An 18,931-nucleotide genomic window follows, 5' to 3' on the forward strand; every position below is an offset into this window, starting at 1 on the left:
CAGGCTGGCTGCCCGGCAGGAAAACAGCGGTTTCCGCGTGCCTTTGGCGCCGGGCGACTTACTATCTAGCGTCCTGAGGCCCAGTATCTAGCGGCCGTTGGGGCGGACAGGATTTGCCGGCGGTGAAGGACCCGCGGCAGGACGGCGGAGGGCATGCAGATTTTTTCCGGGCCTCTTTTCCTTGTGGGCAGCCCGCGCAGCGGCACCAAGCTGCTGCGCAGCCTGCTGAACCGGAACTCCGGCATCAGCCTGTGCGACCCGGAAACCCATTTCATTCCCTATCTGTTCCAGCGCCACGGCGGCGACCCGGCCAGGTTCGATGCGGATCTCGACCGGCTGTTTGCCGATTTCGACAGCACCCCGTTTCAGATCTACCGCCGCACCACCGGGCGGCGGGTGATGACCCGGGCGGATTTCGCCCGGCTGGAGGCGGCGCCGGACTGGAGCGCGGCCTTTGAGATCATCCTGCGCTTCTATGGCGAGGGCGAGGCGCCGGACACGGGCATCTGGGGCGACAAGACACCGTCTTATGTGCTGGAGATGGCGCTGCTCAAGCGGATCTTCCCGGCAGCGCGCTTTGTGCATATCATCCGAGACCCGCGCGATGTGGCGCTGTCGGCACGCCGCGCCTGGGGCCACAACCCGCTGCGCACGGCGGCCAAATGGGCGCAGGGGCTGGCGGCGGCGCGGCGCAGCGCGGCGCAGCTGGGCGCCGATTACCTGGAAGTGTTCTATGAGCAGCTGCTGGCCGCCCCGGAGCCGGAGCTGCGGCGGATTTCCGGCTTTCTCGGCCAGGTCTATGAACCCGGCATGACGCAGCTGGCGGCCCCATCCGAGAACATCGGCGCCGCCAAGGGCAAGCTTTATGTCGATGCGGCCAATGCCTGCAAATACCGCCAGGAGCTGCCGCGGCGGCTGCAGAAGCGGATCGAGGAAATTGTCTGGGGCGCGGCGCAGCAGACGCCCTACATCATGGAATACGCCCGCGGCCCCAGGCCGCTGCCGCGGCGGGCGCGGGCCTGCCTGGCCCTGGCGGACGGGGCCAAATCCTTTGTGCATAAGATCCGCAGAAAAGGCATCGTGAATGGGATCAGGATCACTATCGGCAACCGGCTGCAGAAGCGGCGCAGCCATTAGGCGGCGGCGCTGATGGTGCGCCGCGGCACCATTCTGGCGGCGGCCAGGAATGCGGGCATCGGGCTGCTGCTGGCGCTGGCGGCGCTGGCGGTCGGGGATTCCTCGCCCGCCAAGCTGACCGCCCTGGTGCTGTTTGCGCTGCTGTGCCTGCTGGTGCTGCGCTATCCGCTGGCGGCGCTGTCGCTGCTGATCATCATGATCACCGCAAACCTGTCGCCCAATCTGATCCAGGGCTTCGGGGCGCCTTCGGTGGCGAAACTGGCGGCGCCGGGGCTGGTGGCGCTGCTGGCCGCCCGCTGGATGCTGTGGGGCGACCGCCCCTATATCTGCTGGCTGGCGCTGTGGCTGCTGGCGGGACTGCTGGCGCTCAAGCTGTTCGGCGCGGTCTATGCCCCGGACTGGGGCAAGACGCTGAAGGACACGGGTGATTTCATCAAGGATGCCATCGTGGCCGTTCTGGCGCTGGCCTTCATGGGATACCGCAAGGGGTTTGAGACCGTCACCCTGTCAGCGGTGCTGACAGTGGCGGCGGTCTGCGGTTTGGGGCTCTTGCAGGTGGCAGGGTTTGATCTGCCGGGGGCGTTTGCACTGTTTGCCCGCTTCGGGGAATACAACGGCCGCTTTGCCGGGCCGATCGAGGATGAGAATTTCTTTGCCGTCGTCGTGGTCTTCTGCATCCCGCTGGCGCTGGCCCAAATGCTGGAGGCGCGGGGCAGCCTGGCCCGGCTGTTCTGGGGGCTGTCCGCCAGCCTGCTCTTGTTCGGGCTGCTGGCCACCCAGTCGCGCGGCGGCCTGCTGGCGCTTTGCATCGGCCTGGCGATTCTGTTCCTGCAGCTTAGCCGCCGCCAGAAGCTGGCCGCCGTTGCCGCTTTTGGCGCGGTGGTGCTGGCGGGGTCCTTCTTTGTCGGCGAAGCGGCCTTCGAGCGGCTTGCGACCCTGGCCGACTTGGTCGGCCAGGACCGGGTCGACAAGAGCACCGAGGGCCGGCTGGGCAGCTGGGCGGTGGCGGCGGAGATCTTCAAGACCTACCCCTGGCTGGGGGTCGGAGCCGGCAATTTCAACCTGCTCTATCAGGACTATGCGCTGGAGCTGGGGCTGATCTTCCGCGGCGAGGGCCGTTCCACCCACAGCCTCTATCTGGAAGTGCTGACAGAGCAGGGGCTGCTGGGGCTGATCTATTTCCTGGCGATGCTGGCCTGTGCCGCAGGCGGTATCCTATCGGCCTGCCGCCAGGCGCGGGCCGCGGGGGATAGCCGGCTGGCGCATCATCTTGCGGCGTTTGGCGCCGGGCTGACGGGCTATCTGGCGGGCATGGCGCTGCTGCATGACGCCTATCCGCGGTTCCTGTGGATCGTGATCGTGCTTGGGATCGAAGCCGGGCGCATCACCCGGCAGCGGCTGGCGGCGGCGCCCGGCCAGCCTGCCCGGCCCGGCAGGGCCGGGCCGCTGCTGCTGACCCCGCAGATGCGGGCCGGGCAGGCTGGATCAGGCCGGCCCGGCGCTGTCTGAGCCATAGCCGAGCCGCTGCATCAGCGGCCCGCAGCGGGTGCCGATTTCACGCTTCAGCGCTTCGGGCATGCGGGCCCGGGCCGCGGCATTGACGTCGCCGCGCAGATGCCGGGCGGCAGTGGCGGTATCATAGAAGGCATCCACCTTGCGCATGCCCACGACCTGGCCGCGGCTGTCCAGCTTGCGGGTCTTGTCCTGCAGGCAGAAGCCGGTGACTGCCGCCGGATCCAGCCCGCACCAGCCGTAGACCCTGGCGCTGGCGGCCAGGATATCGGCAATGATGTCCTCGAACCGCAGCAAGAGAACCGGGAAGCCGCTGCTGTGCAGCTCCAGCAGCTCCTGCGCCACATACTGATAAAGCGGCAGCACCCGTTCCGGCGGCATGCCGCGGGAGATCATGCTTTCGCAGACGCCGACCGCATCGCGGGTGATGCCGATAAAGCGGGCGCCGGGGTAGATCCGCAGCAGGCTGCGGGCCAGCCCGACGTTGAAGTTGACCAGTTTCACCACCATCCGCGGCGCCCCCGCGGGCTGCGCCGGGGCAAAGCCCTGGGCCGCCATGGCGGCCCGGAACCGGGCCACCTCTGCCGCATTGCGCGCGGTGGCCTGCGCCAGCTGGGCGGCAATCCAGCGCTGCAGGCCCGCGGGCATATCCGCCTGCCGGCCGCGCGGCGGCTTATGCGGGCTGAGCACATCGCCATGGCGCAGCAGCACCGGCAGATAGCGGCAGGCCTGGCGTGAAAACGCCGCCGGATCGGTGATGGCTTTCCATTTCGGCCGCAGCACCTCGTGCAGTTCGCCGTCCGGCCAGACCGTATCGGGATGCGAGCGCAGAATGTTCAGCAGCTGGTTGGTGCCGCCGCGCTGCAGGCCAAGGATGAAGACCGGCGCGCCCTCCGCTGCCGTCCCTGCCGCCCCCGTTGCCGCGGTCATCCGCGCTGGCCCCGGCCGGGCGCCAGCATGGCGCCGGGATCTGCCGCCTGCGGCGTGGCGGGCAGCGGGGAGGCGCCGCACAGCCCCCCATAGGCTTCCAGCAGCCGCTCTGCGGTCAGCCGGATATCGAGCTGGCGGGCGGCGGTCTGCGCCGCTGCCGCGCCCAGGGTCCGGCGCTGCTGCGGGTCCTGCGCCAGGGCGGTCAGCACCGCCGCCAGCGCCTCTGCATCCTCCGGCGGGAACAGCCGCCCGTTTTCCCGGTCCCGGATCACATCCTCGGTGCCGCCGACCTTGGAGGCCGCCACCGCCAGCCCGGAGGCGCAGGCCTCCAGCAGCGCGTTGGACAGCCCCTCCCGGGCCGAGGGCAGCACAAAAACGTCAGCGGCGCGCAGATAAGAGGGCATATCCTCCACATGGCCCAGCAGCTGCACCCCCTCCTGCGCCAGCAGATGCGGCGGCACACTGTCGGCATCGCCGGCATTGGCATCATGGCCCGGCGCCGTCTGCCGGTTGGCGCCGGCGATCAGCAGCCGCGCCTGCGGGCAGCGCGCCGCCACCGCAGGCCAGGCCTCCAGCAGCAGCGGCAGCTGCTTCTGCCGGGCAATGCGGCCTGCAAACAGGAACAGGGTGCCCTCCGGCAGGCCGAGGCGCTGGCGCAGCGCCGCTTTCTCTGCCGGGGTGGCGCAGGGGCGGAAGCGTCCGGTGTCCACCCCGTTCGGGATCTGCAGGATCTGCTGCGGCGGAATGCCGAAGCTTTGCAGCTCTTCGCTGATTTCGCGGCTGACCGCGACAAAGCGGCTGACCCGGCGCGCCATTGCCGCCCGGCGCAGGCCGCCGCCCGCCTTCCGGAAAACCGAGGTGATCTCGCCGCCGCACATCGGCTTGACCAGCAGCGGCCGGCCGGTCAGCGCGCTGGCGGCCAGCCCGGCCAGCGCCGGGCTGAAGGCCGAATGGCAGTGGATCACATCCGGGGCATAGGCGCGGATGGCGCGCGCGGCACCGGCCAGGAAGCGGGCCGCGGCCACCGGCTTGGGGCCGCTGCAGCGCACCCGCTGCACCTCGATGCCATTGATGGTTTCCAGCGCCGGCAGGCCCGGGTAGCGGCGGGTGATGATGCGCAGCTGATGGCCCTTGCCACGCATCAGCCCGGCCAGCTGCGCCAGCTGCTTCTCGGCGCCGCCCACCACCGGATGGTAAGAGGAGATCACCATGCAGATCCGCAGGGCGCCCTGCCGCGGTGCCGCAGCGGGCGGGGCGGCGGGCGAGGCAGCGGGGGCGCCCGCAGAGCCGGGGGCCGGACCCGGCACAGCGGCGGCACCCGGGCCGCCGGCAGGGCGGGCGGCGGCAGGGCGTCCCGAAGCCTGCACCTCCTCCTCCAGCAGTTCCTCCCATTCGCGGACCATGCGGCGGCGGTCGAACAGGTCCAGCACCCGCTGCCGCGCTGCCCGGGAGCAGGCCTGCCGGAACTCCGGGTCTGCCAGCATCCGGTCCAGCGCCGCGGCCATAGCTGCAGGATCGCCGGGCGCCACCAGCAGGCCGCTTTCGCCGTGGGCAATCGCCTCGGAACAGCCGTCCACCGTGGTGGAGACCGGCGCGCAGCCGCAGGCCATCGCCTCCAGCAGGGTCAGCGGCAGCCCTTCCCAGAGCGAGCTCATGGCAAAGACGTCCATCGCCTGGAACGCATGCGCCGGATCGTTCTGCCAGGGCAGCAGCCGCACGTTGCCGGGCAGGGCGCCTGCTGCCAGCTGCTGCTCTACCGCCGCCTGCAGGCTGCCTTCGCCGGCGATGACAAACTGCGCTTCGGGATGGCGCGGCGCCACTGTGCGCAGCGCCGCCAGATAGTCGAGCGGCGCCTTCTGCGGCTCCAGCCGGCCGAGCCAGCCCGCCACCGGGCGCGCCGGGTCCAGCCCGAATTCCGCAGCCGCCGCGGCCCGGCACCCGCGCGGCTGGAACCGGGCGGTGTCGATGCCGGTCCGGATCACCCGGACGGCTTCGGGTTTCACCACCCGCCGGGCCAGGGTCTCTCGCCGGGCATGTTCGGTGATCGCCACCAGCCGGCCGCCAAAGCGGCCCGCCAGATGCTCCAGCCCCCAGTAAAGCGGCGCCTTGCCGCCCTGCACCCGGCGCAGGAACGGCATCGAGGCCTGCCGGTAGATTGCCGGAATCCCCAGGATCCGCCCCGCAGCGCGGCCCAGGAAGCCCGCCTTGCTGCCGTGGCACAGCAGCAGATCCGCCTGGCGGCTGCGCGCCGTCTTCAGCACATGGCGCAGCACCTGCAGATCGCCGCCCGGGCTGATCCGGTAGCGCGCCATGGCAAAGGGCTCTGCGCTGAGGCCCGCGGATTGCAGCCCCGCGGCATAGGCCTCTGCATTGTCGGACAGGCAGATGGTGTGGGAGCTGAACCGGCCGGGATCCAGCGCGGCCAGCAGCATCCTGTTGTAAAACGCGATGCCGCCGGTCGCCTTGGTCAGCGCCAGAATCCGGATTTTTGCCATGCCCCCACCCTCAAAAACCATTCACCGGCGGCACCCCGCGCGCGCCGTACCAATACTGATTCCACGGCCGGCCAGTGGAAGGCTGAGCGGCCCCGGCAGGCCGCAAAATTGTGCTTTTCGCACATCTGGCCTGGTCTTCTACGTATAGATGTAGCGGATTTTAGCAGAAAATCGTCCTCCGCTGGCGTGAATTCGCTTATATTTTCCCCGAAAACCGCTCCAAACGGCAAAACTGGCAAGGTTCCGCCCGCCGCGCGGCAGATTTCGCGGGTGCGGCGTTTGGATTTCAGGGGAGCCGCGTATACGAGGCTGGCGGCCGCAGCGCACCGGGGCTGATCCCTGAGCGCGCCGAGCGGCTGAGACCCGAGGCCCGCGGGCAGCAAGACCTGCGGCAAAAGCGACGGCCAGGAGGCCCCGGCGGAACCTTCCGCCGAGATCGAGAGAAGGAAACTAGATGAGCGAGACTCTTTCGCAGGCCGATCTGGCCTTTGAAGGCGCGCAGGGATTTGGCGCCGAAACAGATGGCGGCCGCGGCGGCGAGATCGTCAAAGTCACCACTTTGGCGGATTCCGGCAAGGGATCGCTCCGCTGGGCGCTGGAAGAACTGGACGGGCCGCGGATCGTGGTCTTTGACGTCAGCGGCGAGATCAACCTGAAAGATGCCGTCAAGGTGAACGGCGATGTCACCGTGGCCGGCCAGACCTCGCCCGGCGGTGTCACCGTGACCGGCGCCAAGCTGCGGGTGGTGGAAAGCGACGTGATCATCCGCGGGCTGCAGTTCCGCCCCGGCGACGGCGCGGGGGATGCCGCAGACAACCGCGACGGCATTTCGATCGGCAGCAGCAGCGAGACCGTGAAGAACGTGGTGATCGACGGCAACTCCTTCACCTGGTCGGTGGATGAGCTGGTCACCGTCTGGTACGGCTCCCAGAACGTCTCCATCACCAACAATATCATGGCGGAGGCGCTGCAAAGCTCGATCCACCCCAAGGGCGACCATTCGATGGGCCTGCTGGTGGGCGACGGCAGCTCCAATGTCACCATCGCCGGCAACCTGCTGGCGCATAACGAATTCCGCAATGCCACCGTCAAGGATGACGCCAAGCAGATCGAATTCATCAACAACGTCATCTACAACTATGGCCCTCACGGCTTCCTGGGCCATGAGGGCACCACCGCCCATATCATCGGCAATGCCTATATTGCCGGGGCGGATTCCGCCGGCCGCGCCGCGATCCAGCTGAAATCGCCGGAAAGCGGCACCGCTTATTACCTGGAGGACAACATCGCCGAGGTGGATGGCGGTGCCACCGATAAGATCAAGAACAGCTATGTGTTCGAGCCGAGCAATGTCACCGTGCTGCCCTCCTCCAAAGTGGTGGACCACGTGCTGAGCAATGCCGGCGCGCGCTATCCCGAGCTGAACTCGGTGGATGAGCGGATCATCCAGTCGGTGAAGGACGGCACCGGCCGCATCATCGACTCCCCCGATGAGGTCGGCGGCTACGACTTTGCCAAAAACACCCCGGCTCCCAGCGACCGCGATGGCGACGGCGTGCCGGACAGCTATGAGGAGCTGTTTGGCACCAACCCGGACAAGTTCGACGCCCATGCGGACAGCGACGGCAACGGCGTGTCCAACATCGAGGATTACATCAACCGCCTGGTCGACGGCTTTGGCCAGGTGGCCCCGGATGACGGCGATGATGATGGCGATGACGGCGGCAGCACCGGTGGCAACACGGGCGGCAGCACTGGCGGCAGCGGCAGCACCGGCGGTGGCGCGGATGGCGAAAGCATCCGCCTGGAGGCCGAGGATTTCACCGCGGCGGACGGCTTCTTTGCGAATTCGGTCAAGGCGGCGTCGGGCGGCAAGGTGCTGCAGGTCCAGGGCCAGAGCAGCGGCGAAGCTTCCGCGGTCTTTGACGGCGCCAGCGGCACCTACGACCTGACCGTCGGCTATTTCGACGAGGCCGACGGCAATGCCAGCCTTTCCGTTCTGGTCAACGGCCAGGAGGTCGACAGCTGGCAGTGGAAGCAAGATCTGGGCTCGAACCTGGCCGATGGCTTCACCCAGACCCAGCGGGTGATCGAAGGTGTGGACATCAGCGATGGCGACACCATCATCCTGGCGGGCAGCGGCGACGGCAAGGAACCCCTGCGGATCGATTACGTCGACCTGCAGCTGGCCTCTGCCGGGACCGGCGGCGGCGGGGAAACGCAGCCGGGCGGCGGCAGCGGCCAGCCGGTGCTCAAGATCGAAGCCGAGGATATGGACCTGGAGCAGGGCTTCCGGATCAAGGGCAACACCAATGCCTCCGGCGGCCAGGTGATCCAGGCCGGCAAGGGCAAGGATGCAAAGGCCTCCACCGTCTTCGACGGCGGCGCCGGTGTCTATGACATTGCCATCGACTATTTCGACGAGGCGGACGGGGCCAGCTTCCTGGAGGTCATCGTTGGCGGCAAGACCGTCGACAGCTGGACCTGGGACGAGGAGACCGAGCAGGCGCTGGCCGCGCCGGACAGCCTGGCGCAGCGCCTGATCCAGGACGTCCGGATCGAGGCCGGCGATGCCATCGTGCTGCAGGGCTACGGCAATGGCGGCGAGCCGCTGCGCATCGACAGCATCGAGCTGTTCGCCGACACGCTGCTGGCCTGATCCAGGCGGCAGCTGCCAAGACTGAAGGCAGGCGCGGCCAGCGCCTGCCTTTTTGTATTGTGCGGATGCCCCGGGCGGGGCCGGGTGGTTTGGGTCCTGACCCTACTTCAGCAGGCCTTCGAGATAGGCGCCATAGGCGTTTTTGGCGAATTTCTCTGCCCGCGCCTTCAGCTGCGCAGCATCAATCCAGCCCTGCTCATAGGCAATCTCCTCGGGACAGCCGGTCTGCAGCCCCTGGCGCTCCTGCAGGGTGCGCACGAAATTGCCCGCATCCAAGAGCGAGCCATGGGTGCCGGTGTCCAGCCAGGCATAGCCGCGGCCCATGGTCTCGACCCTGAGCGCACCTTCGTTCAGGTAGCTTTGCAAGAGATCGGTGATCTCCAGCTCGCCGCGGGCGGAGGGTTTCACGGCCCGCGCCCGCTGCGGTGCTGAGCCGTCCAGGAAATACAGGCCGGTCACCGCATAGTTCGAGGGCGGCACCGGGGGTTTCTCGATGATTTCCTGCGCGGTGCCATCGCTGCCAAAGGCCACCACGCCATACCGCTCCGGGTCGGCCACGTGATAGCCAAAAACAGTGCCGCCGGCCTCCTGGCGGTCCGCGGCGGCCAGCAGTTTCGGCAAGCCATGGCCAAAGAAGACATTGTCGCCCAGGACCAGCGCCGAAGGGCTGCCCGCCAGGAAGTCCTCGGCCAGGATGAAGGCCTGCGCCAGCCCGTCGGGCGAGGGCTGCACCACGTAAGTCAGCTCCACCCCCCATTGGCTGCCATCGCCCAGCAGGCGGATGAACTGCTCTTGGTCCTGCGGCGTGGTAATGACGCAGATCTCGCGGATGCCCGCCAGCATCAGCACCGACAGCGGATAATAGATCATCGGCTTGTCATAAAGCGGCAGCAGCTGTTTCGACACCGCCATGGTGATCGGATAGAGCCTGGTGCCGGAGCCGCCTGCCAGAATGATGCCTTTGCGGCCGGAAACATGTCCTGCGCCGGGCTTGCCGTCTGTCATGAGAGCTCTCCCAAATCCTTCAGAATATCATCCAGCCCCAGCCGCCAGTCCGGCTGCGGGATGCCAAAAACAGTGTCTAATGCGGTGCAATCGAGCCTTGAGTTCAAGGGCCGCGCCGCGGGCGTCGGATAGGCAGTGGTGGGAATGCCCTCCACGTCGCAATCTACCCTTGCGCGGGCAAAGATCTCCCGCGCGAAATCCGCCCAGCTAGCCTGGGGCTGCCCGGCAAAATGATAGGTGCCGGATTTGTCCGGATCCTCCGCCAGCTGCCGCGCGATCTCCAGGCAGGCCGCCGCAATATCCCGCGCCGGGGTCGGGGCGCCGGTCTGATCGGCGACGATGGTGAGACGGTCCCGTTCCTTGCCCAGACGCAGCATGGTCTTGACGAAATTATTGCCGTGGGCCGAGACCACCCAGGAGGTGCGCAGGATGGCATGGGCGCCGCCCGCCGCGCGCACCATCTCCTCGCCCTTGAGCTTGGAGCGGCCATAGGCATTCAGAGGCGCGGTGGCATCGCCCGGCTGCCAGGGCGTATTGCCGCTGCCGTCAAAGACGTAATCGGTGGAGACGGTGACAAAGGGAATGCCGGTTTCCGCACAGGCTGCCGCCATCGCGCCGGGGGCGGCGGCGTTGATCACGGTTGCCAGCGCCTCTTCCTCCTCCGCCTTGTCGACGGCGGTATAGGCAGCGGCGTTGATCACGGCGGCAGGCGCATGGGCGCGGATGGCCGCGGCGCAGGCCGCCGGATCAGACAGATCCGCCTGATCGCGGCCCAGGCAGGTAACGTCTCCCTGCGCCGCCAGTTCGCGGGCCAACTGGCCTGTTTTGCCAAAAACAAGGATGGTCATACCCGCTCCCTTTGCCTCTCGCGCCCCGCCCCCAGGCGGGATTCTCCTTCATCTGGCCAAAAATATCCCCGTCCCGCTACCCGGCAGGCGGCTTTGCCGCCGAGAGGGGGGCAGGCTTTCCCGCGGAAAGCCTTCACTTCCCCGTCCCCAGCCGCTGCCCGACGCCGTCGCGGTCCTGCAGGGCGCGCCACCAGGCCTCGTTGTCGAGATACCATTGCACGGTCTTCTCCAGACCTTCCTCCACCGTCACCGAAGGCCGCCAGCCCAGTTCTTCGCGGATGCGGCTGGGGTCAATGGCATAGCGTGCGTCATGGCCCGGCCGGTCACTGACAAAGGTGATCTGGTCCTTGTAGGACTTGCCGTTCGCGCGCGGACGCTTCTGGTCCAGGATCTCACACAGCGTATTGACCAGCTCCAGGTTCGACCTCTCATTCTCGCCGCCGATATTATAAGACCGCCCCAAGGCGCCCTTTTGCACCACCAGGAGCAGCGCATCGGCGTGGTCTTCGACATAGAGCCAGTCGCGCACGTTGGAGCCGTCGCCGTAGATCGGCAGCACCTTGCCCGCCAGCGCATTGAGGATCACCACTGGGATCAGTTTTTCGGGGAAGTGATAGGGGCCGTAGTTGTTGGAGCAATTGGTCAGCACCACCGGCAGCCCGTAGGTCTCGGCCCAGGCGCGCACCAGGTGGTCGCTGGCGGCCTTGCTGGCGGAATAGGGCGAGCGCGGATCGTAGGATGTGTCCTCAGTAAACTGCACGGCGGGGTCGGCAGGCAGGCTGCCATAAACCTCATCGGTGGAGATATGGTGGAACCGGAAGCCCTCAGGCTTGCCCGCCTCTGTCCAGTATTTCCGGGCCGCCTCCAGCATGTTGAAAGTGCCGGTGATATTGGTCTCGATGAAATCGCCCGGCCCGTCGATCGAGCGGTCCACGTGGCTTTCCGCCGCCAGATGCATCACCGCATCCGGGCGGTGGGCCTCAAACACGCGGTCCAGCGCCGCGCGGTCGCGGATGTCGCATTGCTCAAAGGCATACAGCGGGCTTTGCGCCGCCTCCGCCACATTCTCAAGGCAGGCGGCATAGGTCAGCGCATCCAGATTGACCACCTGATGGCCGCGGGCAATCGCCAGCCGCACCACCGCCGATCCGATAAAGCCGGCCCCGCCGGTCACAAGAAGCTTCATGCCTTATCCTTCCCACACAAACGGGCTGTCGAAATCCGCCAGCCGCGGCGCCGCGGCGTCCTTCTCCGACAGCACCGGGCTGCCTTCGAAATCCCAGGTGATGCCGCAGCTGTCCCAGGCCACCGCGCCATCGCAGTCCGGCGCATAGTAATCGGTGCATTTGTAGATCACCTCGGTGTTTGGCACCCGGGTGATAAACCCGTGCAGGAAGCCCTTGGGCACCAGGAGCTGCTTGCCGTTCTCTGCGCTGAGTTCAATGCCGAACCAGCCCCCGTATGTGGGCGAGCCCTTGCGGATATCCACCGCCACGTCAAACAGCGCGCCCTGGCCGCAGCGCACCAGCTTGTCCTGGGCATGGGGCGGCGCCTGGAAATGCAGGCCCCTGAGGGTGCCGGTCTCCGCCGAGACAGAATGGTTGTCCTGCACGAAATCCAGATCGATCCCGGCCTCCTGCATCCGCCGCTTGTTCCAGCTCTCGCTGAAGAACCCCCGCGCATCGCCGAACCGCGCCGGGGTCAGCACCTTCAGCCCCGGCAATCCTGTCTCTTCTATCTGCATCCTTACGGACCTCTTATGCTGTCTGCTTCCGCCGGTACCGGGGCCGCAATAGTGCTGTCTGGTCTGATCCCATCTATAGCGCCGCTGTGCAACCCCGGGGCATGGAAACCCATGGCAGTTCGCCGGAATTGCCATTGGCCCTGGCCAAAGCGTCCTGCATCGCGGAGAAAGTTCAGTGATCAGGGAGAAGAGCGGCCCTGGCAGGATATGTGTAATGTTCGCAAATTATGCCAGCCGGGTACGCTGCGCCGGCCAAGGCGCGCACTGTGGAGAACAGGCGGCTTGAATTGCTTCAATGCCGTGATGGAACTGCGCGGGCAGCCCGGCTCAGGCGCGGCGGGACTTGCGCTGCAAGCGCTGGCGCAGCAGCCGGAAAACCTCCGGTGCGGCCAGGCAGGCCGCCGCCAGATAGGCCGCGGCAAAGGCGGCGGCACCGGTCAGCAGCCGGGCCAGATCGCCGCCGCTGCCCAGCTTCTGGGCGGCCAGCGCCGCCGCTGCCGCCGCCAGGGCACAGGCCGCCCCCGGCGCCAGCGCCGCAAAGGTGCCTGCGGCGGTGATCTCCAGCGCCCGTCGCAGCAAGAGGAAATTGGGCACGAAGCGGATCACCGCCAGTGCCAGCTGGGCAAGGGCCACCGCCGCGATGCCATGCGGCACCGCCAGCCAGATCAGCCCCAGGAAAAACGGCAGGTTGATCAGCGAGACCCGGAACATCAGGTCGGTGCGGCTCAGCGCCTTGAACACATTGCCCGGCACCATGTTGAGAGTGCTGATCGCAAAGGCAATGGCGATGAGCTGCATCGGCACGATCATCGCATGCCATTTCGGCGCATAAAGCAGGTGTACCAGCGGGCTGGCCAGCACCGCAATGAGGGCGCCCGCGCCGAACATCAGCAGCGCGCAGTATTTCAGGGCGCCGTAGTAATAGGCGGTCAGCCCGGCGGGATCGGACTGGATCCGCGACATCACCGGATGCAGCACCGAGCCGGCCACATTGGTGAAGCTCTTGATCCCCAGCTCGGGAATGCGGAAGGCCAGCGAATAGATCCCCAGCGCCTGCAGCCCCAGGACCTTGCCGACCAGCAGGTTGTCGAGCAGCCGCGGGGTGGCATTGATGGTCTGGGCACCGATCATATGGGCCCCGAACCTGAGGATGCGGCGCAGGGTCCCCAGCCCGGGCCGGCACTGAGGCCGCCAGGGCCGGACCATCCAGGTGGCAAGGCTGCCGGCAACGGCCCCGGCCAGATAGCCGAGCACCAGCGCCCAGACCCCGTAGCCGAGCACCGCCAGCAGGATCGCCGTCAGCCCCTTGGCCAGGCCGCGCGCCACATCCGGCACAAGCTTCGCCTTCAGCCGCAGCTCCCGGTAGAGAAAACTGGTGTTCACCGTGGTGGCGGCGGTGATCATCAGGGCGGCGGCAATCACCGGCAGCAGCTCCGCCAGCCGGGGGTCGCCGTACCAGGCGGCCATTGGCTCCGCACTCAGCCAGATCAGCGCAAACAGCGCCGCAGAGAACACCAGGCCGCACAGCAGCACCGCGCTGGCGGTTTCCTCCACCTTGCTGCGGGCCGAAATCAGCGCCGCCCCCATGCCGAATTGCGAAATGATTTCCAGATAGCTCATCACCGCCAGGCAAATGGCCATCAGGCCGAATTCCGCAGGCTCCAGATACCAGGCAAGAATGACAACCGAGACCAGGTTGAGCACCTTGGTGCAAAAAAAGGACGCATAGGCCCAGAAGATGTTCCGGATGCTGGCACCGATATTTTCAGAACTCACCCTGCCGCCCATCACCCCCCTCGATCCTCCGGCGCACCTGCCGGCAAACACCCTGTAAACAAAGGCAAAGACATGTTTCCCAGATGATATAGCCCGGTCTTCCCCGGCGGCAGCAGTGCTCCGCTTTGCCGCAGAACGCGCCGTTTTCTTGATTTTTTACCGCAAATGAGCAACACTTAACAGCATTACGAGTATGGGGGTTGAAAGTGACAGAAGAGAAAAGAAATTCCAGCGAGCTGCCCGAATCACCTGAACGGCGCGCCCTGTTGGCCAAGGCCGGCCGCTTTGCCGCGGCAACACCGGCCGCGGTTCTGGTGCTGCTGTCGACGGCAAAAGATGCCGATGCCACCGGTATTTTCAAATCCGGCGGCGGCCACGGGCATAAGAAGTACTACCGCAAGCGCAAGTGGAAGCAGTGGAAGCGCTGGCACCGTAAGTGGCGGCGCTGGTAACACCGGCCGCGCCCGCCGGAGGGGCGGGCCGCCCATCCGGTCATTTGCCGAAGGGGCGGGCAGGTCTTTGAAAAAGGATTGAGAGCCTGGCCGGCCGCAGCGGCGGCCGGGAGCGGGGCAAGGGCTGCGGCACTCAATGACCGTGGCCTCCAACAGCCGTGGCAATGAGGAGCGCGCGCAATTTCAACTCAGCTGCTGATTTCAGCCCGCGGGAGCCGGATGGCCCGGATCGGCGGGCAGGCCTATCTTTTCCTTGCAGAACAGCAATCGGTTTTTGCCCTGAATGAGGACGCCGCCGCGGCTTGGCCGCAGTTCGAGGCGGGGGTGCTCTGCAGCGGCGATCAGCCCTGCGAAGCCGGCCTTTGCGATCCTACGGCAGTGGCAGGCCTGCGGCAGGCCGGTGCCCTGGAACCGCTCGCCACCGAAACGGGACCGGCCGCAGTGGCGGCACTGCAGGCGGTGGATACCGGCGGCGGAACGGTGCTGATCTGCTATGGCGATGCGCAGCTGCACGCGCAGCTGGCACCGGAATTCGCCCATATGGAAATCCCCCTGGACCAGCCCTGCGACGACTGCGTTTCGGTGCAGCCTGCCGGCGGGGATGCCCTCATCGCACTGCGGGACGGCCCCGTGGAACGGGCCGCCGCCGCCAGCGCCGCGCCGGTGCTGAAAATCGCCATCACCGATGCGGTGATGGACCATGTTACCGATCTCCTTCTGCATGCGGCCCTGCTGCAGTGCCAGGGGCAAGCGCTGCTGCTCACCGGCGGGCCGGGGGCGGGCAAAAGCACCCTGGCGGCCGCCCTGGGCGGTGCGGGCTTTACCCTGGCGGGCGATGATCTGGCGGCGCTGGATCCCGGCGGGCAGCTGCGCGCGCTGCCGTTCCCCGTCACTCTCAAGACCGGCTCCTGGCCCCTGCTGGACAACTGTACCGCCGCGCTGGCCGCCGCGCCGGCCCATCTGCGGCCGGACGCCCAGCATGTGCGCTACCTGCCGGTGGACGCTGCCGCCGCCCGCCAGCCGCTGCCGGCCGGCTGGATTGTCTTTCTCGACCGCCGGGGCAGCGGCCCGGCCAGCCTGGAGCCGGTCTCTGCGCCCGATACGCTGTCGGGCCTGATCGGGGCCGCCTGGTCCGGCGACAGCGATCTGACGCCCGGGGAATTCAGCGCCCTGGCCGCCTGCGCGGACCGCGCCGCCTGCCTGCGGCTGCGCTATTCGGATCTTGCCGGCGCGGTGGCGGCGCTGCAGCAGCTGTGCGGCCTGGCCCCGGCTGCGGCCGCCGGGGCGGGGCCGGGGCCATGAGCGCGGCCGCGCCGCTGGAACGGCTGGCGGACTGCCTGCGCGGCCGGTTCGGCAGCGGGGCCGACTGGTTTGAGCTGATCGCCACCGCCAATGCGGAATTCGTGGCCCCCGCGCTGTACCGCAGCCTGACGGAAACCGGCGCGGCCGCACGGGCAGAACCGGATGCGCTGGCCTATCTGGCAGAGCTGGCGGAGGCAAACCGCACCCGCAACCGCCGCCTGTGGCGGCTGGTCAGCAGCGTCACGGCTGAACTCAATGCCACCGGCATCACCCCGGTGCTGATCAAGGGGGCAGGGGAGATGGCCCTGCTCCCCGATCCGCAGGACTATGCCCGGATGCTGATCGACGCCGATATGCTGACCGATCCCGCCGACCTGGCCGCCGCCGCAGAGGTGCTGCAGCGGGCCGGGTTTGAAGCGCTGGAGGACAGCGCCTATGACCATTCGCCCGGCAGCTACTGGCGCCCGGGCGAAGTGGCGGCGCTGGATCTGCACGGCGCCCTGCCGGAGCGCATCGCAGGCCTGCTGGACAGCACCGAGCTGCGCCAGCGCCTGATCCTCATGGAGCGGGACGGGCTGCGCTTCAGGGTGCCTGACGCCAGCCTGCGGTTCCTGATCAATATTGCCCATGACATGCTGCATCACACCGCCCTGGCCAGCGGCGCCACCAACCTGCGCTACCTGCTGCCGCTGGCCGCGCAGCTCCGGAATGCCCAGGACCCGCCCGATTGGGACTGGCTCTGCAGCAAGCAGCGCGACTGGCGCTTCCGGCTGGCCTTCGGACTGCAGCTCAGGATGCTGGAGACCCTGCTGGGGGTGCCACCCCCGGCCGCAGTGCCGCCCCCGGGCCTGCTGGTGCGGCTGCTGCACTGGCGGCGGCAGCTGAAATACCGCAATCCCAGGCTGGGCCGGGCGGAATGGGAGGTTGTCCGCCACGGGCTGAGCGCGCTGCGCGCCGCCAGCCTGCGCCGCCTGTGACCTGCGGCGCGGCAGACCAGGCCTGAAGTGCGGCCCAAAAAACCGCGCGGGCCAGGATCAGCCGCTCTCCCCATCCCATTGTGCCATCCGGAAACATGCCATCCGGAAACGCCAAAGAAGCGCGTTTCACCTGCATAGCCGCCGGCGCCTCATTTACAGGCGCAAAGCCCCATCAAGCTCTGGAAACAGCCCTTTCACATCAAAAACGACGTGAATGCCGCGCAGCAGCTTCTGCACGCCGCTGGCACCAAGTTCCCGGAATGCATCATGGGCCACCGCGATCACAACGCTGTCATAGATCCCGTCCTGCGGAGCGCTGACCATTTCAATGCCATGCTCCTTGCGGGCTTCGTCAGGATCCACCCAAGGATCAAAAACATCGACTTCGGCGCCGAACTCACGCAATTCCCCGATCACATCGACCACCCGCGTATTGCGCAGATCGGGGCAGTTCTCCTTGAATGCCAGCCCCATCACAAGCACCCGCGACCCGTTCACATGGATGCGCTTCTGCAGCATGGATTTGACCAGTTGCGAGGCGACATACGCGCCCATGCCATCATTGATCCGCCGTCCCGCCAGAATGACCTCCGGCCGGTAGCCGGTCGCCTCAGCTTTATGCGTGAGGTAATAGGGGTCCACGCCGATACAATGGCCGCCGACCAGCCCGGGGCGGAAGGGCAGGAAGTTCCACTTGGTGCCGGCCGCTTCCAGCACCGCCTGGGTGTCGATCCCCATACGGTTGAAAATCATCGCCAGCTCATTGACCAGGGCGATGTTGAGATCGCGTTGAGTGTTTTCGATGACCTTGGCTGCTTCGGCGACACGGATACTCCCGGCCTTGAAAGTGCCCGCGGTGATTATCCCGCTGTAAAGCGCGTCAACCGCCACGGCCGTCTGCGGGGTCGAACCTGCAGTCACCTTGCGGATATTGGGCAGGCGATGAGCCTTGTCGCCCGGGTTGATCCGCTCCGGACTGTAGCCGGCAAAGAAATCCTTGTTGAAGGCCAGCCCCGAAAACTGCTCCAGAACGGGCACGCAGTCCTCTTCCGTAGCGCCGGGATAAACCGTGCTTTCATAGATCACGATATCGCCCCGGCCCAGCACCTTTCCCACCGTTTCCGACGCCTTGATCAAGGGCGTAAGGTCAGGCCGCTTATGGGCGTCAATCGGTGTCGGGACAGTCACAATATAGATTTGGCAGCCGGCGATATCCTGCAGGCTGCATGTGTACTGCAGCTGGCTGGCCTCAGCCAGCTCTTCCGCGTCCACTTCCCGGGTGCGGTCATAGCCTGAGGCCAGCTCACGGACCCGGCCTGCGTCGATGTCAAAACCGACAACCGGGCGGATCTTGCCAAATTCCACCGCAAGAGGCAGCCCGACATAGCCCAGGCCAATGACGGCAATTTTTCTGGTATCCTGTGTCATCCCGGATCACATTTTCTAATGGCTTCAGACCAGTAACGTCTTGAGTTCTTGGCAGAGTGTACCGGGGTCTGTGCCCCGCCGCCACTCGCATTTCTTCAGGTGCAGAGCCAGGTTTCAGGCGGCCCTCTATGGCAGCCTTCAAGCCTGGATGCACGGGTGATCCTGCGATGGATGACCCGGCAACAGAGAAAGGCAGGTAAGGCATATTATGGTAAAACAATAAGTCAGACCCGCAAAAGAGAAACGGGCCCCTTGAGGAGCCCGTTTGCAAAATCCGTTTGCTGATCCGGACCGGTGCCCGGCAGCAGGTCACTCGGTGGTGGTGGTGGTGGTGGTGCCGGTTTCGTTGTCGTCGTTGGCAACCACGCCGATCACAACCAGGCCGGCCACGGCACCGGCCACGGCGCCTGCGCTCAGGCCGCCGGCAGCACCGATGCCGCCGCCAGTGCCGCCTGCACCGGCTTCTGCGCCGGTCGGCGCAACGGCTTGCGCCGAAACGGCGGTTGCGGAGGCCAGGGCGGCCAGGGTCAGGGCGGTAAGAACAGTTTTCATTTTCAAACTCCTCAGGAGAACTATGGAAAGATGCGTTGAGGCGACCTTAGGCGAGGCGGGATCGCATTTCAACGTATGGAATAGCCGCAAAACTGTTGAAATCCGGTTTGTCCC

At 66.8% G+C, this 18,931-nt stretch carries 15 protein-coding genes; 6 read left to right on the plus strand and 9 right to left on the minus strand.

The window, feature by feature from the left end; translation table 11 throughout:
- The first annotated feature begins 153 nt into the window (after window positions 1–153).
- Both ACXAEK_RS22885 and ACXAEK_RS22890 read left to right on the plus strand, forming a co-directional pair.
- Entirely contained in the window at window positions 154–1,137 is a 984-nt protein-coding gene (locus ACXAEK_RS22885) for a sulfotransferase family protein (protein WP_475045632.1), read from the plus strand.
- Window positions 1,138–1,149: 12 nt separating this feature from the next.
- Entirely contained in the window at window positions 1,150–2,646 is a 1,497-nt protein-coding gene (locus ACXAEK_RS22890) for an O-antigen ligase family protein (protein ID WP_475045634.1), read from the plus strand.
- Here the strand turns inward: ACXAEK_RS22890 and ACXAEK_RS22895 are convergent.
- Both ACXAEK_RS22895 and ACXAEK_RS22900 read right to left on the minus strand, forming a co-directional pair.
- The gene (locus tag ACXAEK_RS22895) at window positions 2,623–3,579 is read right to left on the minus strand and encodes a sulfotransferase family protein (RefSeq protein WP_475045636.1); all 957 of its coding nucleotides are present in this window, start codon (window positions 3,577–3,579) and stop codon (window positions 2,623–2,625) included. The two genes, ACXAEK_RS22890 and ACXAEK_RS22895, sit on opposite strands and share 24 nt — an antisense overlap.
- Window positions 3,576–6,074 (minus strand): glycosyltransferase, encoded by a 2,499-nt coding sequence (locus ACXAEK_RS22900; protein WP_475045638.1) that lies wholly within the window; start codon window positions 6,072–6,074, stop codon window positions 3,576–3,578. Before ACXAEK_RS22900 ends, ACXAEK_RS22895 begins: the two co-directional genes overlap by 4 nt.
- Window positions 6,075–6,528: 454 nt before the next feature.
- Here ACXAEK_RS22900 and ACXAEK_RS22905 point away from each other — a divergent pair, with 454 nt between their 5' ends.
- On the plus strand, window positions 6,529–8,733 hold the full coding sequence (locus ACXAEK_RS22905; protein WP_475045640.1) for a hypothetical protein: 2,205 nt from the start codon (window positions 6,529–6,531) through the stop codon (window positions 8,731–8,733).
- A gap of 102 nt (window positions 8,734–8,835) precedes the next feature.
- On the opposite strand, the gene rfbA is transcribed toward ACXAEK_RS22905, so the two are convergent.
- From rfbA to ACXAEK_RS22930, 5 genes are all read right to left on the minus strand, one after another.
- The gene (rfbA, locus tag ACXAEK_RS22910) at window positions 8,836–9,738 is read right to left on the minus strand and encodes a glucose-1-phosphate thymidylyltransferase RfbA (RefSeq protein WP_475045641.1); all 903 of its coding nucleotides are present in this window, start codon (window positions 9,736–9,738) and stop codon (window positions 8,836–8,838) included.
- The gene (gene rfbD, locus ACXAEK_RS22915; protein ID WP_475045642.1) at window positions 9,735–10,586 is read right to left on the minus strand and encodes a dTDP-4-dehydrorhamnose reductase; all 852 of its coding nucleotides are present in this window, start codon (window positions 10,584–10,586) and stop codon (window positions 9,735–9,737) included. Before rfbD ends, rfbA begins: the two co-directional genes overlap by 4 nt.
- A gap of 133 nt (window positions 10,587–10,719) precedes the next feature.
- The gene (rfbB, locus tag ACXAEK_RS22920) at window positions 10,720–11,772 is read right to left on the minus strand and encodes a dTDP-glucose 4,6-dehydratase (RefSeq protein ID WP_475045644.1); all 1,053 of its coding nucleotides are present in this window, start codon (window positions 11,770–11,772) and stop codon (window positions 10,720–10,722) included.
- Window positions 11,773–11,775: 3 nt separating this feature from the next.
- On the minus strand, window positions 11,776–12,330 hold the full coding sequence (gene rfbC / locus ACXAEK_RS22925; protein WP_475045645.1) for a dTDP-4-dehydrorhamnose 3,5-epimerase: 555 nt from the start codon (window positions 12,328–12,330) through the stop codon (window positions 11,776–11,778).
- 327 nt (window positions 12,331–12,657) lie between these two features.
- Window positions 12,658–14,106 carry a lipopolysaccharide biosynthesis protein gene (locus tag ACXAEK_RS22930; RefSeq protein WP_475045646.1) on the minus strand — a complete coding sequence of 483 codons (1,449 nt, stop codon included), beginning with the start codon at window positions 14,104–14,106 and terminating at the stop codon, window positions 12,658–12,660.
- Window positions 14,107–14,312: 206 nt separating this feature from the next.
- Here ACXAEK_RS22930 and ACXAEK_RS22935 point away from each other — a divergent pair, with 206 nt between their 5' ends.
- The 3 genes from ACXAEK_RS22935 (at window position 14,313) to ACXAEK_RS22945 (ending at window position 16,837) form a co-directional block, all read left to right on the plus strand.
- Entirely contained in the window at window positions 14,313–14,558 is a 246-nt protein-coding gene (locus ACXAEK_RS22935) for a hypothetical protein (RefSeq protein ID WP_475045648.1), read from the plus strand.
- 219 nt (window positions 14,559–14,777) lie between these two features.
- Entirely contained in the window at window positions 14,778–15,860 is a 1,083-nt protein-coding gene (locus tag ACXAEK_RS22940; RefSeq protein ID WP_475045650.1) for a hypothetical protein, read from the plus strand.
- A complete protein-coding gene (locus ACXAEK_RS22945; RefSeq protein ID WP_475045651.1) occupies window positions 15,857–16,837 on the plus strand; it encodes a nucleotidyltransferase family protein in 981 nt (326 codons plus the stop codon). The genes ACXAEK_RS22940 and ACXAEK_RS22945 overlap by 4 nt, the downstream gene beginning before the upstream one ends.
- Before the next feature lie 153 nt (window positions 16,838–16,990).
- Here the strand turns inward: ACXAEK_RS22945 and tviB are convergent, their stop codons facing one another.
- Both tviB and ACXAEK_RS22955 read right to left on the minus strand, forming a co-directional pair.
- Window positions 16,991–18,265 carry a Vi polysaccharide biosynthesis UDP-N-acetylglucosamine C-6 dehydrogenase TviB gene (tviB, locus tag ACXAEK_RS22950; protein WP_475045652.1) on the minus strand — a complete coding sequence of 425 codons (1,275 nt, stop codon included), beginning with the start codon at window positions 18,263–18,265 and terminating at the stop codon, window positions 16,991–16,993.
- A 309-nt stretch (window positions 18,266–18,574) separates the two neighbouring features.
- Window positions 18,575–18,817 carry a hypothetical protein gene (locus tag ACXAEK_RS22955; RefSeq protein WP_475045654.1) on the minus strand — a complete coding sequence of 81 codons (243 nt, stop codon included), beginning with the start codon at window positions 18,815–18,817 and terminating at the stop codon, window positions 18,575–18,577.
- Window positions 18,818–18,931 lie beyond the last annotated feature (114 nt).

The organism is Leisingera sp. ABM4_101 (assembly GCF_056158725.1).